Raw genomic sequence first — 15,309 nt, forward strand, 5'->3', positions numbered from 1 at the left:
ACAAAAAGAAGAGGATTCGCTCCCCTTCTTTTTGGCTAAAGAATGTATAAGTGATGAGCGGTAGCTCTGCGATCATTTCATGAGCACAAGTTATTCTTAACTGCTACCCTCACTATAGCTGATTCAATGCAATTTTGCAAAAGCTCAAACTTAGTTAAGCTCCGGTTTTACAGGTCCAATCACATACACTGTACGCGACTTACGTCCGAAATTACGGGCATGGCTCAGTGAATCGTAGTAGACGTCCACCTTATTGCCTTTGATAGCGCCACCAGTATCTTCTGCACGGCGGAAGCCCAGGCCTTCGATATACACCCACCAACCGATCGGAATTACACTAGGGTCCACTGCAATCGTACGTCCTTCCGTTACGCGTGTGCCGGAGGCGGTACGGGTTCCAATACCGGGTTCTTCCGAAGAGTAAGCGGTCATCGACATGTTCTTAATTAATTTCTTGTATTCAAAATTGACACCTGATTTAGTGACGGTGTTGGTGCTCTTGGCACTGGTTTTAGTTGAAATAGAAGCATTGGCAGCTTTGGAATTAGCTGTTTTGGAAGTTGTTGTTGTTTGGGCCACTGTAACAGGTTTTGGGAGAGGCTTTGTGCCAACGGCGATAATCTTGTCTTTGGTCACCGTCTGTACTTCCTTCCCAACCATACGCATGGAAGCCAGTTCACCATCTTGATAGATCTTTTCGATGTGCTGGATCATGACGCCTGGTGCGCCCGCCTGTGCCACTCTGACTGTTCCCTTGGTAAGGGAGGGGTCTGCCGTCTTAATAACTCGATATGGCAAGTTCGTTGTCCGCTGTACAGTTTGTTTGTTGATGCGAACAATCTTGATATCCATATTGGCAGAGATGGTGGTATCTAGCGAAGGGAAAATCTTATCATGGCCTTCGAGGGCAATACCCAGCTTCTTGATGGCCTGACCGATTGTTTTCTCGGTCGTATAAAAAATCTTTTTTGCACCATCCGCAGTAAGGCTGAATGGCTGTGCACGGTTAATCACGACACGGTCGCCGTCTTTTATTTCATCACTAAGGCCTATAGATAGTTGATCATGCGGCTGCAGCGAAATTTGCTCTTTTGCTAGTGCATCACTGAGAATCGCTTCACGCGTTTCCAGAGACTGAATTTTCCCGTCTATTACTAAAGTGATCTGCTTGCTGCTTTGACCGTGTACGTACAGCAGAATGATCAGCGTGATCAAAATCGATAACACGCCGGCAAGTGAAAGTACGCGAAAATTCACTTGTTCCCACCGTAAAGCGTAAGACCTGCTGGATGATTGCGAATCATGGGATACTTCTGGTTGGAATACGCCCACTCTCTCCATCCTCCTTACATAGCCCCGTCGTCAGCTGTATACCAAGATGTCTGTAATCATTCGGACGAAACTATTCGAGATTGTCACAGGACACGCTATTTGCAATACCTTTGCGTCTCCTGCTCATGGATCGCCTGCCCGGCATAGTGCTCCCCCCACATCTGTTATATAACAGTATGCAGGGTACATTCGCATTATTCAAAATAAAAGAAGCCTAAAAAGAGTTCTATGAGGACTCTTTCGTGGCTTCTCCGATGTCAGAATACGCGGCTTATGCACGAGGTTTCCTCTCTTACTTTCGCCTACGGGGTTAGCTGTCGGGTTCGGACGAAAGAGAGACGCCCTATCTTGGGTCACCCGCTCACGGCGGTTGCCCTTAAATTCACCCCAAAGACCACGTAAAGAAATCAACTAGTGTCTGCGGCAATCTGAGCTGTACTTGATGTACTCTGCATGCGGCAAACAATATTGGTTCCCCCGTTCTCCATACAGAAGACTCAGCGAGACGATCCATGATAGCGTGAACTGTCACTATAACAACAGCTCACTGCACTGAAAAGATGATATCCTGTTTTGATGCATGTTGTAAAGGACGATTCAACCACGTTTACGCAAATATAAGGTTAAAATATTGTAATATTCGGTGGTTTTTTTGTTAAAAAAGTTTAATACATCGGCTATCCTCTATTTTTCACCGTGTTTTCTCCCGATTTCACTCAATGCCAAATCGTTCCAGCGCGTTCGCATACGTAATTTCAGCCAATTCCTCCCAAGTAATCCCTTTAATTTCTGCTGCAGCTTCTGCCACCAACTTGACATGAGCACTCTCATTTCGCTTCCCACGGAAGGGGTGTGGTGTCAGATATGGGGAGTCCGTCTCGATCAATAAACGGTCCAGCGGCGTCTGCGCCAGCACCTCTTTGGGAACCCTTGCATTCTTGAACGTTATCGGTCCTCCGAAGGATAAATGGAACCCCAAATCCAGGCACATTTTCGCTGTTTCCCAGCTACCCGAGAAGGAATGCATTACACCGCCAACCTCGTTAGCCTTCTCCTCGCGGAGAATTCGCACTACATCCTCATGGGCATCCCGATTATGAATACAGATAGGCATTTTCAGCTCACGGGCCAGTCCAATCTGCTTGCGGAAGACCTCGTGTTGCACGTCCTTAGGAGAGGTATCCCAGTAATAATCAAGGCCGATTTCACCAATGGCGACTACCTTCTTGTGACTGCACAGCGAGGCGATCCAATCCAGGTCTCCCTCTTTCATGTCGATGGCATCCACAGGATGCCATCCCACTGCTGCATAAATATAATCATACGCTTCCGCGAGCTGCATTGTGGTTGGAATCGTCTCCCGATTGAATCCGATATTGATCATTTTGCTTACACCGGCCTCCACCGCACGGGCAATCATCTGTTCGCGGTCCTCGTCGAATTGCGGAGCATCCAGATGGGTATGTGTGTCGAATAAGTACATGTACTGTTGTCCTCCCGGTCTTGATTTCTATATCTATCGATAACTATTCAGTCATTATTTGGCGAATATTTCAGCAATGGAATCAGGCAGTTTTGAAAGCGCCTTATTCAGCCTGTCTTGAGGAAAATACAGGTGATATCTTCCACGGTGAATACCGCTGATGGAACGTACAATATCAGAAACCTCCGAGATCTCTCGCAGCCGATCCTGCCGATCAAGCAGTAATATTTGGTTGCTGTCAAAACTGTCTCCCGGACGGAAAACGTCATATGGAAGATCTGTCGGAAAATCAATTTCCAGATCGTATTCGGGGTTTAGCCCCGCTTCGGCAAAGCTACGGCGGATTTCGTCAATCGTCTCCGTATCGAGACTCTCCATCTCCACATATTTATACAGTTTACGATGAATAAACCGGCTGCACAAGTCGCTCAGCAGTCCATCCTCTTCCTGCGTCCATTGCATGAAGGCCGTTTGGACCAGCGCCTCATCAAGCAGTAAATATTGTTCTACTGTCACTTCTCCCTGAAGCAGGTCACCCAGCGGATTGATCATGAATTTAAACTCATACCCCTTTAAATACAGATCTTTAGCCCGGCGGAAAATCTGCCGTAAAATAATTTCGGAGCTGCGTGTTACTGGATGAAAGTATATCTGCCAGTACATTTGATACCGCGACATCAAATAATCCTCTATCGCATGCATTCCTGATTCCTTAACTACAACTCTTCCATTATAGGGACGAAGCACCCTTAGAATCCGATCAATGTCAATCGTGCCATAGTTCACACCAGTGTAATAAGCATCGCGCAGCAGATAATCCATCCGATCTGCATCTAGCGGGCTGGACACCAAATTCACAACAATTTCATGTTCATAGGTTTTAGCAATAACTGAGGCGACTTTCTGAGGAAAGTCTTCCTCTACATCTCGCAGAATATCGGTAATTTCTGTGTTCTCTAGAATGATCCGGCACGTCCAGTCTTCATGATTCATCTCAAAAGCTTCTTCTATAGAATGAGAGAACGGCCCATGCCCCAAATCATGCAGCAGAGCCGCACACAGCGTGAGCATTCGTTCCTCCGGAATCCACCCTTTATATCCGCTTCGTTCGAACTGGGAAATAATCCGACGTGTAATTTCATAGACACCAAGAGAATGCGAGAATCGGCTGTGTTCTGCACCATGAAAGGTCAGATAAGAGGTACCTAGCTGGCGAATCCGGCGCAAGCGCTGGAACTCCTTAGTATTAATCAAACGCCAGATGATTAAATCCTGCACGTGAATGTAATTGTGAACCGGATCCTTGAAAACCTTCTCTTCTGTGAGCGGCTGCTTCATGAGATCAACTCCTTCATCTAATTTTAATTAGTCATTTCGAGCTTGACGGTATATAATGGTTAATAATGTCGCACTTTGTCGAATTATGACACATATTGAGTTGTTTAATCGACAATATTTATCCTTGTAATTTTTGGGTAGTTTTGCTTGAAACCTAACAACACTATACATTTTCTTAAAATTACCCTAAAATTCGCTAGAAAAAAGGTTGACTGTTTTGGGAATCGTTGGTATTATGGATATCATAAAACAGTGAACAATGTCGAATAATGACGCTTTTGATATTTGAAAGGGGCAACGATGGCTATGATGAAATCAACAGGAATTGTAAGAAAAGTAGACGAACTGGGACGGGTTGTTATTCCAATTGAATTACGCCGTACGCTCGGCATTGGTGAAAAGGATGCGCTCGAAATTTACGTGGACGGTGAGCGGATCATGCTTAAAAAATATGAGCCTGCCTGCATCTTCTGTGGCAATGCCGAGAACGTAACTTATTTCAAAGGAAAAATTGTTTGTCATGAATGCATTTCTACTATCCCTACCCCTGTGACAAACTAAAACAAATAGTATATAATAAGAATAAATCAAATTGTTAATTCTAACCTTTTTATATCTCCTTGGCCCTCCGTGTATGCGGGGGGTACTTTTTTTGTGGGGGCACCCTCCCAAACCCTCCCTGCAGGGAGGGCCCCAAAGGGCTGCCAGCCCTCTGGACACCTGGAAGGGTACACCCGCGGAACGTTCGACAATCGCGGACGGAAGCAGGTGGTAGTGGTAGGCCCGGCCCTTCTGGCCTCGTCATGCGGCGCGGGCGGTTGAGCTGCATCGTGCGGATTGCGGCGGCTCTCCCTGCGGGAATCGCCTTACGTCTGTGTCAGTGTGACGTCTAACACCGAGACTGCTACAATCTACGGGAATGGATCGCTCTCCCTTCGGGAATCGCTAGCGTCGACGGTAGTCGTCCTTTTAGGGCGGGCCGGTGAGCTACGGCGTGCGGACTGCGGCGGCTCTCCCTCCGGGAATTGCCTTACTTCGGCACGCGGAGCTACTTTTAGATCCGGGCGTGCTACAAACAACGGGGATCGATCGCTCTCCCTACGGGAATCGCTAGCATCGACGGTAGTCGTCCTTTTAGGGCGGGCCGGTGAGCTACGGCGTGCGGACTGCGGCGGCTCTCCCTGCGGGAATCGCTGGCGTTAGCGGTGGTCCTTACTTTCCAAAATAAACGCTAAGTGTTTTCTCAATATTGCCTCAACATTATTAAACATCATCAACCTTGTCCAATTAATACATTTTAATCCATATAAATGAATTATTTAGTGCGAACTTAAAAACCTAACATCTTGGATGGGTGAAACCCTTGTGCAAAGGATACAACTTGGTGAGCCTTGAATGTCTCGTGTGTCCTGGATAGCTTGGGTAACTATTCGTAAGCGATCATTCTTACGTTCAGCAAATAGAGGCGCTTTAACCTCGATTAAATAGGGGGCGGCATTCCCCCCACGCCCACACCTACTGGAATATTCGACTGATCCCACGTTTGAACTTAAAGAAAATTTTATATAACAGGAAAATATACTTTTAGTTTCTAAATTACAACTTAATTATTCTAAATAAAGGGAACTCATTCTGTTAGAAATCCTCTTTTCCCGCGATGATATAGCCATCTTTCAGGATACGTGTTACCTGAATCTGTGAATTCCTTAGGGCAAAGAGTTCTTTTGTGCCTAAGGATACAGCGAAGGACATTATTGGACGTTGGAGTTACGTTGTGTTTTAAATACGTTGGGTTTTAAATGCGTTCTATATAACGATTACCTTCTATTCCCGCTCCAGCAGCGCGTTATAAATATCTCGTTTGGCGACGCCGCGGTCGGAAGCGGCTTTTTTCATAGCTTCTTTGCGGGGGATGTCGTTGGCCTCGTAGTGGGCTACGTGTTCTTCAATGCTTAGCTCACGCCACCAAGCGGAATCGGCAGCAGCTGCCTCTTCTTTACTCTCGCCCTCAACGACGATGACATATTCCCCAAGGGGAGGATGCTCGGCTAGCCAAGCGCCGCACTCTTCAATCGTTCCGCGCAGGAACTCCTCATAACGCTTAGTCAGCTCGCGAGCCAGAACAACACGACGGTTACCGAACGCCTCCTGCAAATGCTCCAAGGTCTTAAGTACCCGATGCGGGGACTCATAGAACAATAATGTTCCCTGAGCAGAACGCAGAGGAGTTAAGACAGCACGAATGTCTTTACGTTCCCGAGGAAGGAATCCGGCGAAAGTGAAGGTTGTCGTCGGCAAACCGGAAGCGATCAATGCGGATAACGCAGCGTTCGCGCCCGGCACTGGAATGACCGGGATACCATGGCTAATAGCAAGCGCAACAAGGTCAGAACCCGGGTCAGAAATAGCCGGCAGACCGGCATCACTGACAAGCGCCAAATTTTTACCTTCTATTATATAGCGGATCAGCTCCGGCCCACTCGCCGCCTTATTATGCTCGTGATAGCTGAACAGCATGGATGGGGTAATCTCAAAATGGCTCAGCAGCTTTCGCGTATTTCGTGTATCCTCAGCGGCGATAATGTCGCACTCCTGGAGGGTGCGCACAGCACGATAAGTCATATCCTCCAGGTTACCGATCGGTGTAGCCACAAGATAAAGAGAACCGCTCCCCTCTGGACGTCCTCCATCGTTATTTTTTTGAAAACTGCTTTGGCAAGATATTGTCATGATCTACCCTCTCCGGCTCCAAAATAGATGTCCATAATCTCCGGACAATATTGATTGTTCTCATCGTAAACGATCAGCGGCGGCTGCAAACGCACCTCGGGCTTGCCGTCACGCGCTGCTTCGATTAATACCATGTTAGCCTCAAGATGTGCTCGCGGGTGTACAAAACGGATACTTTTCGGCTCCAATCGGTACTGGCGCATCAAGCTGATAATATCGGCCAGACGCTGCGGTTTGTGTACCATACTAACCTTGCCACCCGTACGGACAAGCCGGACACAAGCCTGAATGACTTCCTCTAGTGTACAGCCCAGTTCATGACGGGCCATCGCCTGGTGTGTATTCATTTTGAGATCGCTCCCGTTCAACGGCATGTATGGTGGATTAACGGTGATCGCGTCATATACGCCGTATCCAGCCACTGTATGCAGCTCACGCAAATCGCCTTCATGGATGACAATCCGATCCTCCAGACCATTCATCGCTACACTCCGGCGAGCCATGTCAGCAAGACGGGGCTGAATTTCAATTCCTTCTATAGAAGCATTGGTACGTGTAGTCAGCAGCATAGGAATAACGCCATTGCCCGTACAGAGGTCAAGCACTCTACCACGTGGCGGAATACCTGCGAATCGGGCCAACAGCACAGCATCCATCGAGAAGCTGAATACCTCGTCGCTTTGTATAATATGCAGATCATGGGTCAATAAATCATCCACCCGCTCCGATGGAAGCAGAGGAATGGCTGCATTTTTGAACGAATTCATCTTGTAGCTCTCCTTACCATAAAAAAATTAAAATAACGTATGTCTCTTCTATATTACAAAAAAACCGTAGGCGTAAATCTCCTACGGCTGGATATCATTTATTAAGAAAAGAAAGACAGAACAGACAATCACCCTCTGTACGCAAATGCCCAAAGTAAACATTGCAGATGTGAAAGCCCTCATGGTATAGACGAGCCAGGTTATCATAACCTTCCCCGACAACCTCCTCCGTTCCTTCGCTTGCGGCCAGAAGCGCTTCCGCTTCCGCCGAATCCACGTTAGGATCAAGGGGTGCTTCCCTCTTTAATATTTTTCTAAGTTGTTCATTTTCGAGACTGAGCCTTTGATTGGTTTCCATCAGTTCTTTTACCGTCTGTTTCCAATCGCCAATACTTAAGCGCATCGTTTCCATCTGCGCTTCCATATCCTGCATGTGTGCAAATATATTTTTCTTCTCCAAGTTTCCACCCCGAAAGTAACCTTTATGGTTTACTTGACGACAACATCATCCATTGGAAGTTCCTTCACTTTGCCCACTTCAAACAGCTGTACATGAATCGTGCGGTTTCCAGCATTAATGCCTACAACCTTGCCTTCCCCTAAAGAGGTAATGACCAATTTACCAACTGCCGGCATTTCTTCCTTCACGCTTTCATAATTATCATGCTCAAACTTCAAGCAACACATGAGCCGTCCGCATAATCCGGAAATTTTGGTCGGATTGAGCGAAAGGTTTTGATCCTTGGCCATCTTAATGGATACCGGCTCGAAATCGCCTAGCCAGGATGAACAGCAGAGAACCCGCCCGCAGGGACCCAGTCCACCCAGCATTTTGGCCTCATCGCGTACACCAATCTGCCGAAGCTCGATCCGGGTACGGAAGATACTAGCCAGATCCTTGACCAATTCACGGAAATCGACACGTCCCTCAGCCGTGAAGTAGAAGATGATCTTGTTGCGGTCAAACGTGAATTCGACATCCACTAGCTTCATTTTAAGGCCATGATCACGAATTTTATTTAAACAGGTGGTAAAGGCATCCTTTGCCGCACCTTTATTCTCCTCTACCACGCGTGCGTCGGTTTCACCGGCAATACGCATGACTTTCTTCAGAGGTAGTACAACGTCAGACTCCTGCACCTCTTTTTTGCCAATGACGACCTTGCCATACTCAACCCCACGAGCCGTCTCAACAATCACGCATTGATCCCGTTCTATCGGAAAATCCAGCGGATCGAAGTAATATATTTTACCCGCTTTTTTGAAGCGGACACCTACTACGCTGTACAAAAATTAACCCCCTTGTTTGCCGGTAAAAGGAACCTAAGGGCAAGTCCGCTCCCTGGTAATGCATGCTTGTCCTTCCTCATCGGTTACACCAATACTTCCAGGCTGAAGCGACATATGGAGGATATTCATAATTATCCTTTAGCTTTCCAGACGGATTAAGAACTGCTCCAGACAAAGCTGGGCATTGGCATTGGAGCGTAGCTTTCTTTTACTCTCTGCAGCAAACTCCATGTAACCTACCCACTGTTCCGTAGTCCGCTGACGGGCATGTCTGGAAATAAAGTCTAACTGATCTATGAAAACGATACTTTCGTGCTTTCGGTACAGGAAGTAGAGCATATCTTTGAACCATAGATGGAACATGCTGAATAGAGTATCCAAATGTTCACCGAGCCCGGTCTTGAACAGCTTCACCCCCGCAGTTGCAAGTGCGGAGCTGCCTTTGCCCAAAGACTCCTTTGCTAATTGTAACACTAGATTTCTCATTTCTGCAAACCAATTCTGTGCCAAAAGTTCCCTGCAACCCTCAAGCCCCGAGGTCAAAGAGACGGCGCAGCGGGCCAAGGGAAGTGGAACTCCATCAGAAGCGAGCGACTGCAGCATTAGATCCGGATGAACAGGACTGAATGGAATGCGCTGTGTTCGTGATTGTATCGTCGGTAGCAGCGCCCGGCTGTTGTCCGAGATCAGAATCCCCACGGCCGGTGCTGAAGGCTCTTCAAGAAATTTCAGCAGGCTGTTTCCGGCTTGCACCGTCATTTTGTCGGCTTCATCTATAATGTAGATTTTCGGATTAACGCCTTCGGACCGATAGGAGAACATTCGCTGTAGCTCACGAATTTGATCAATCTTGATACTGGCCCCATCAGGTCGCAGGATCGTCAGATCAGGGTGATTCCCATGCTCTACCTTCCGGCACTCCAGGCATTCCCCACAAGCATCATCTTCTGACACTGTACAAAATATGGCCTGCGCGAATGTTAGAGCCGTACTCATCTGTCCGCTGCCGGATGGCCCGCTGAACAGATAAGCATGGCTCACGGTATCGTTACGCAGTGCGTTCTGAAGCAGCCTTTTGGCATCCTCCTGACCCAATATATCATGAAAAGACATAAATCCCTCCCAAATCACTCTTAAAAAGCAAGGTTTAACAATAGACCTCGGACTTCTCCCACCTTACCTAACAGATCTATGCGCCCTTGCTCGCTGTTTAGCAGATCATCTGCCATCGTGAGCAGCGTAGCATCAATTTCTTCCAGCAATTTGTAGCGTTTGCTGCGGCCCCGTCGATCCCAGCCCTTTGTATCTTTCAGAGTTACGCCACGCCGTGCCGTTTCCTCCAGAAACCGTTTGATCAACGTCCGGTAGATAGAAAGTTCCCGAACCGTCATGGATTTCGACAAACGGTCGCCTTGAAGCTGAATTTCGCGAATTTGACGATTTAGCTCATCCTTCGTTTTCTGTTCTCCCTGCTGCTGGAACACATCGGAGAACGTTTTTTGCTGAACAGGTTTGTTCAACCCCTCCGTGTTGGAAAGCTCGCTCTTCAGAGGTCTGTAGCCCGGGTTGATCTTCAAGGTTCATCTACCGCCTTTATTAATAATATCAGAAGGGCAATAGCCTGGGGCGCTCTTCCTGATATTGCAAGAATAATGTATTCTGTAGGATAGCTTTAGTAATGTTCAAAACGGTCAACAGGAAGTACAAATACGGTTGCACCACCGACTTGAACCTCTACAGGAAGCGGCAAATATGAATCTGTCGTACCACTCATCGGTGTTACCGGAGTGACAAGCTGCTCACGTACCTTGCAACTATTGCGGATAACACTCAGCACGGACTCAACCTGAACGTCCTCCACCCCAATCATGAAGGTAGTATTGCCCGCCCGCAGAAATCCTCCTGTACTGGCAAGCTTGGTTGCACGAAAATTAGCTTTGACCAATTCACTGGACAACCGGTTACTGTCCTTATCCTGGATAATCGCTACGATCAACTTCATCTTCGCATTCCCTCCTTAAAGAAATATGGAGCTGTCTGGATTAGATCAGCTATCCTTATATATTTGACAAAACTCATCAAAAACCCTTTAATAGTCTCTCTTCCAGTGTTCGCACAATATCTTGCTCCACCATATGGAGTGGACGTCCGGCATCGAGCACCACAATCCGGTCCGGATTGTTATTCACCACAAGTTGGTAGCCCTCGCGCACCTTCTTGTGAAAAGCCAGACTCTCCAGATCCAGTCTGTTCACTTCCCGATCCTGATTGGCAGCGATCCGTGCAAGACCTACCTCGGGTTCAATATCGAGATAGAAGGTTAGATCCGGCATGCGGCCCCCGATGGCAAAACGATTGATATCCCAAACTGCTTCCATACCAAGACCCCGGGCATATCCTTGGTACACCAGACTACTATCTACAAAGCGGTCACACAGCACCGTAAGCCCTTCCTTTAAAGCGGGCTCGACGACCTCCGCCAGATGCTGGCTTCGGGCTGCCGCATACAGCAACGCTTCCGTACGTGAATCCATTGCGGTATGCGCCGGATCGAGAATAATGGAACGGATCTTCTCAGCGATCTCAATTCCGCCAGGTTCTCGGGTAATCAGATAAGGAATAGAACGGTTCTGCAAATAGGCTGCTAATCTCCCTATTACGGTCGTCTTTCCGGCCCCTTCCCCCCCCTCCAGTGTGATAAAGAAACCTTGTCGTCCCACTTAATCCTCTCCGCCTTTCTTCGTGTTGTATACCATTATATGCTGCAATGCGGAATCCGCACACGCCTGAAATTTCGCTCCGCCTCTAGCCAAGCCCATCAATCTTTGACATACAGACATTGTGATCTTTTCTCCCGGATAAAGCAGCGGGATACCTGGTGGATAAGGAATAACCATTTCCGCTGCTATTTCCCCAACGCTATCTGCAAGCCTCATCGGCTTCATATCTCCAGATGACACTGGTTTGAGCGAGAAAGGTACAGGTGCCGAGAATAATTCCCTGTTAAAATTGTTCCACGTGGAAACATCGGCGTTCGCGACAGATTCCATCTGCTCGTCTTTTTTACTGATCCCATGGTGTTCCTGCACTAGATAGGAAGTTTCGGCAGAAGTAACGACCGCTTGACCGTTCATACTCTCATACGGATCATCGGTCGCCACCCGCCGCGCTCCTCTGGACGCACGTTCCTCTTCATCAATCTCCCGCAGCGCGTGCAAAAGCCGCTGCGCGTCCTCAGCCGAGGACCCGAGGCTGAACAACAGCACTACGTGCCGGTCGTCGCTCATCTCCGGCACACAGCCCTTAGCTTCGAGCCGCCGCTGCAGCTCGAAGCCGCCCAGGACCCCGGCGCCGTCATAGAGGACGGCCTTGAAGGGGTCCTGGGTGGTGTACGCCGCCCCGCGCAGCGGCGGCGTGTCACTTCCGGCGGTGGCCACACCACCACCGCCGGTGTGCTGCAGCGGCGCAGCCGGCTGCAGCAGCCTGAAGCGCGGCAGCTCTGCGAGGCCGCGCTGGAGAACGTCCACGGCCGCGAGCCCCGCCGTAAAGGCTTCGGGGCCCCGGCTGTGCAGCAGCCGCCGGGCCAGGTCCAGCGAGCCCATCAATGGGTACGATGGGCTCGAGCTCTGCACCATGGCAAGCCGCTGCCGCAGCAGGGCCCGGTCAATCCGCGGTCCCTGAACGTGCAGCATAGCGCCCATGGTGAGCGCGGATAGCATCTTGTGCGTGGACTGTACGACACCGTCCGCACCACACATCAGCGCCCCGGCAGGTAAAGCCGGGTGCTGCCCATAATGCGCGCCATGCGCTTCATCCACTAATAGCGGGACTCCGCTATTGTGGCAAGCCTGCGCTAGGGGCGTAAGATCGCTGCCCATGCCGTAATAGTTCGGCATGGTTACTAATACAGCGGCGGCTTCAGGGTACGCTGCAAGGGCAGCCTGCACCGTCTCCGCCGCTGGAGCCACCGCAAGTCCGCTTAGCGGGTCAATCTCAGGCTCCAGGAACACCGCCCGAACCCCAGCGAGCATTAACCCGTGAATAACCGATTTGTGTACATTGCGCTGGACAATCAAAATTATGCCGGGTTCAGGACATACCGTCAGGATTAACGCCAAATTACCGGCTGTACTTCCTCCCACCAGAAAAAAGCTTTCCTCTGCCCCAAAGCAATCCGCCGCAAGTTCCTGCGCTTCCTTAATCACACCCTCAGGGTGGTGGAGATCATCGGTTCCTGTAATTTCAGTTACATCATACTTCATAATCTCACCTAGAAATCCAGCCCCCCTAGGTGCGTCTTCATACGCTTTGCCATTTTTATGCCCAGGAACATGATAAGAAGTATTACCCTGAGCTTTGTACTGCTCTAACATCTCATATATAGGCGCACTACTGCGCTTGTCCTTATTCATTATCCATTCCTTCCGGTAGGGTTAACCTCTATTGTATCGTAAATACGCGCAAACGCCTATGCCGCAGTTTTTCCTTATAAAAACACAACAAAACGGCTCCCCCGTTAAAAGAACGGTGAAGCCGTATAGAAAAGTTATCTTGCAACCAACGTAACACCGATCCACCGCCCAACCTTAATTCTATTTCTGAACTACGCTTGCAATTGCGGGATCAAGCGTTTTTTTGAAGTTGGATTTTCTTCATCTGACCGATAAAAAAACGATATTTAGCATCCTCCGCCTCAGTCCGCACCATTTCAGCCTCACAATCCTCACAAATAAAATGTGAGACAATCACGATACCTTCCTCTTTCATCTGTCCACAAATGATACAAGCTTGTTCCGGTTGCTGATCCATTAAGCATCCCACCTTGACTCTTTTAAGAACAGTATGATACACCTTCTATCATTTTAAACCTTTTCATAGTATTTTCATATCTATATGATTGTATTTTATCTATATTCAGGTCCTGCCCCTAGGGTTCTTCACAGTTCGGTTAAGAAAAAGCCCTCATCAACCGATATTAAAAACATTGAGAACTTATGAGGAGGTCCGCCCTTTTATATGGAACCCAACACGAAAAGTGCAGCTACATTCTATCAATATAAACTAATCCGGAAAATTAACATAACCCAACCACTCCTAAGTATTTATATTACAATCCCCATGGTGTGTCTGGTACTGGAAACGGTATTCCTTTCCTGGTGGAGTATATTCTTTATGATTATCGCCGCGCCTGTCGTCTTTTGGATACAATATGTGATTTCAAGATCAGTGCTAGTAATTATGGGCCATCCTATCGCCAAAAGATGGGGCATCTCTTTTAAGCTCCCGTGGCTCGGCTACATGCCGGACCAGTACATCAGCTATCGTTTGTTCCGCAAAGTACAGCTGCACAATTTTTGGATCGGTCTTTGCATTGCAGCACTCTTTATTGTCTGGTCTCCGCCTGCCTTTACGGCCTCACTGGTGGTATTCCATCTTTGGCTGTTAATCCCGCGAGTATATACCTTGCTCCGGCTGCGACGGGAAAGCAAGGAAGGCATGCTCAAATTCAACCCAGCCGATGCTTCCTATTACTCGCAATGATCAGTTAGTACAATACTCCTTCTAGATAGACTCCGGCAAAATTAATCCATAACAAATAAAGGCCATCCCTTGTAGGATGGCCTTTATCTATTTTCCTCCCAGACTTTTAACAGAAGTTTTCTTTTCCTTCGGCACCATCACGATGAAATAATCATCATGAACAGATAAATGCACCGTTAGTCCATCCTTCTGAAAAACTCGCGAGCCCGTCTTCTCTTCCTCGTCCTGCTCTACCCAGCCCCATTCTTTAATGGTGTTCAAATAAGGTTCTGGTATACTATCCTTCTCCTTCAATCCAGGCAAAGAATAACGTACGTAGTCCATTGCTACATTCGTAGTTGTCCGATCAGGAGAATTAGCTTCCTTAGGAACTGGGAAACTCTTTTCATTCAATGCACCCTCAAATATATCCCAGGAAGGCTGCTTCGTTCCGCAACCCACCAGCATTATACCAATTATACAAAAAACAATCAGCATCCAGAAAGGTTTGGTTGGCTTCATACCTTAAATCCTCCTTACCTCTACCATGCATCTAAAGACACAAGAAAATTCGGTTCATGAATTTATAAGTAGTTCATTCGTATCAAATCTTACTAGTGGCACTTTTCTATTATACTTGTATCATCCACAGTGTCGGTAACAAAAATGTCATCCTATTGGAGACAATTTAGCACTATTTGATCTTTTATATAAAACAAAAAAACCATTGCTGAAGGTTCAACAATGGTTTTATGTGCTTGGCGGCGTCCTACTCTCCCAGGACCCTTCGGTCCAAGTACCATCGGCGCTGGAGGGCTTAACGGTCGTGTTCGGGATGGGTACGCGTGG

The 15,309-nt window shown here is 48.0% G+C and carries 17 protein-coding genes, 1 rRNA gene and 1 riboswitch; of the genes, 3 read left to right on the top strand and 15 right to left on the bottom strand.

Features of this window, described 5'->3' with window-relative positions; all coding sequences use genetic code 11:
• Positions 1–150: 150 nt before the first annotated feature.
• The 3 genes from AC3Y23_RS28245 to AC3Y23_RS28255 all read right to left on the bottom strand — a co-directional run bounded on the left by AC3Y23_RS28245 (position 151) and on the right by AC3Y23_RS28255 (position 4,153).
• Positions 151–1,332: a resuscitation-promoting factor gene (locus AC3Y23_RS28245; protein WP_379205417.1), complete on the bottom strand. Its 1,182-nt coding sequence runs from the start codon at positions 1,330–1,332 to the stop codon at positions 151–153.
• Between the two features lie 284 nt (positions 1,333–1,616).
• A riboswitch (cyclic di-AMP (ydaO/yuaA leader) is annotated at positions 1,617–1,845 on the bottom strand.
• Between the two features lie 199 nt (positions 1,846–2,044).
• Positions 2,045–2,815 carry a TatD family hydrolase gene (locus AC3Y23_RS28250; protein ID WP_379205418.1) on the bottom strand — a complete coding sequence of 257 codons (771 nt, stop codon included), beginning with the start codon at positions 2,813–2,815 and terminating at the stop codon, positions 2,045–2,047.
• Positions 2,816–2,869: 54 nt separating this feature from the next.
• Positions 2,870–4,153 (bottom strand): HD domain-containing protein, encoded by a 1,284-nt coding sequence (locus AC3Y23_RS28255; protein ID WP_379205419.1) that lies wholly within the window; start codon positions 4,151–4,153, stop codon positions 2,870–2,872.
• A gap of 306 nt (positions 4,154–4,459) precedes the next feature.
• Between AC3Y23_RS28255 and AC3Y23_RS28260 the strand changes: the two genes are divergently transcribed.
• On the top strand, positions 4,460–4,714 hold the full coding sequence (locus tag AC3Y23_RS28260; RefSeq protein ID WP_042123095.1) for an AbrB/MazE/SpoVT family DNA-binding domain-containing protein: 255 nt from the start codon (positions 4,460–4,462) through the stop codon (positions 4,712–4,714).
• A 321-nt stretch (positions 4,715–5,035) separates the two neighbouring features.
• Complete coding sequence (locus tag AC3Y23_RS28265; RefSeq protein WP_379205420.1) at positions 5,036–5,356, top strand: hypothetical protein; 321 nt, start codon at positions 5,036–5,038, stop codon at positions 5,354–5,356.
• 621 nt (positions 5,357–5,977) lie between these two features.
• Here the strand turns inward: AC3Y23_RS28265 and rsmI are convergent.
• From rsmI to AC3Y23_RS28315, 10 genes are all read right to left on the bottom strand, one after another.
• Complete coding sequence (gene rsmI / locus AC3Y23_RS28270; RefSeq protein ID WP_379205421.1) at positions 5,978–6,883, bottom strand: 16S rRNA (cytidine(1402)-2'-O)-methyltransferase; 906 nt, start codon at positions 6,881–6,883, stop codon at positions 5,978–5,980.
• Positions 6,880–7,650: a tRNA1(Val) (adenine(37)-N6)-methyltransferase gene (locus tag AC3Y23_RS28275; RefSeq protein WP_379205422.1), complete on the bottom strand. Its 771-nt coding sequence runs from the start codon at positions 7,648–7,650 to the stop codon at positions 6,880–6,882. The genes rsmI and AC3Y23_RS28275 overlap by 4 nt, the downstream gene beginning before the upstream one ends.
• Before the next feature lie 94 nt (positions 7,651–7,744).
• Positions 7,745–8,110, bottom strand: coding sequence for a DNA replication initiation control protein YabA (gene yabA, locus AC3Y23_RS28280; protein WP_379205423.1), 366 nt, complete (start codon positions 8,108–8,110; stop codon positions 7,745–7,747).
• A 29-nt stretch (positions 8,111–8,139) separates the two neighbouring features.
• A complete protein-coding gene (locus AC3Y23_RS28285) occupies positions 8,140–8,940 on the bottom strand; it encodes a PSP1 domain-containing protein (protein WP_379205424.1) in 801 nt (266 codons plus the stop codon).
• 138 nt (positions 8,941–9,078) lie between these two features.
• Complete coding sequence (gene holB / locus AC3Y23_RS28290) at positions 9,079–10,053, bottom strand: DNA polymerase III subunit delta' (protein WP_379205425.1); 975 nt, start codon at positions 10,051–10,053, stop codon at positions 9,079–9,081.
• Between the two features lie 20 nt (positions 10,054–10,073).
• Positions 10,074–10,517, bottom strand: coding sequence for a YaaR family protein (locus tag AC3Y23_RS28295; RefSeq protein ID WP_379205426.1), 444 nt, complete (start codon positions 10,515–10,517; stop codon positions 10,074–10,076).
• A gap of 95 nt (positions 10,518–10,612) precedes the next feature.
• Complete coding sequence (darA, locus tag AC3Y23_RS28300) at positions 10,613–10,942, bottom strand: cyclic di-AMP receptor DarA (protein WP_066368004.1); 330 nt, start codon at positions 10,940–10,942, stop codon at positions 10,613–10,615.
• A 76-nt stretch (positions 10,943–11,018) separates the two neighbouring features.
• Entirely contained in the window at positions 11,019–11,660 is a 642-nt protein-coding gene (tmk, locus tag AC3Y23_RS28305; protein WP_379205427.1) for a dTMP kinase, read from the bottom strand.
• On the bottom strand, positions 11,661–13,352 hold the full coding sequence (locus AC3Y23_RS28310; RefSeq protein WP_379205428.1) for an aminotransferase class I/II-fold pyridoxal phosphate-dependent enzyme: 1,692 nt from the start codon (positions 13,350–13,352) through the stop codon (positions 11,661–11,663).
• Positions 13,353–13,563: 211 nt separating this feature from the next.
• The gene (locus tag AC3Y23_RS28315; RefSeq protein ID WP_066368015.1) at positions 13,564–13,749 is read right to left on the bottom strand and encodes a sigma factor G inhibitor Gin; all 186 of its coding nucleotides are present in this window, start codon (positions 13,747–13,749) and stop codon (positions 13,564–13,566) included.
• Between the two features lie 207 nt (positions 13,750–13,956).
• Here AC3Y23_RS28315 and AC3Y23_RS28320 point away from each other — a divergent pair, with 207 nt between their 5' ends.
• Positions 13,957–14,481 carry a hypothetical protein gene (locus AC3Y23_RS28320; protein WP_379205429.1) on the top strand — a complete coding sequence of 175 codons (525 nt, stop codon included), beginning with the start codon at positions 13,957–13,959 and terminating at the stop codon, positions 14,479–14,481.
• A gap of 87 nt (positions 14,482–14,568) precedes the next feature.
• Here the strand turns inward: AC3Y23_RS28320 and AC3Y23_RS28325 are convergent, their stop codons facing one another.
• Entirely contained in the window at positions 14,569–14,982 is a 414-nt protein-coding gene (locus AC3Y23_RS28325; RefSeq protein WP_379205430.1) for a hypothetical protein, read from the bottom strand.
• A 234-nt stretch (positions 14,983–15,216) separates the two neighbouring features.
• Positions 15,217–15,309, bottom strand: a 5S ribosomal RNA gene (gene rrf, locus AC3Y23_RS28330); the annotation flags it as partial.

This window comes from Paenibacillus sp. MAHUQ-45, from assembly GCF_058133325.1.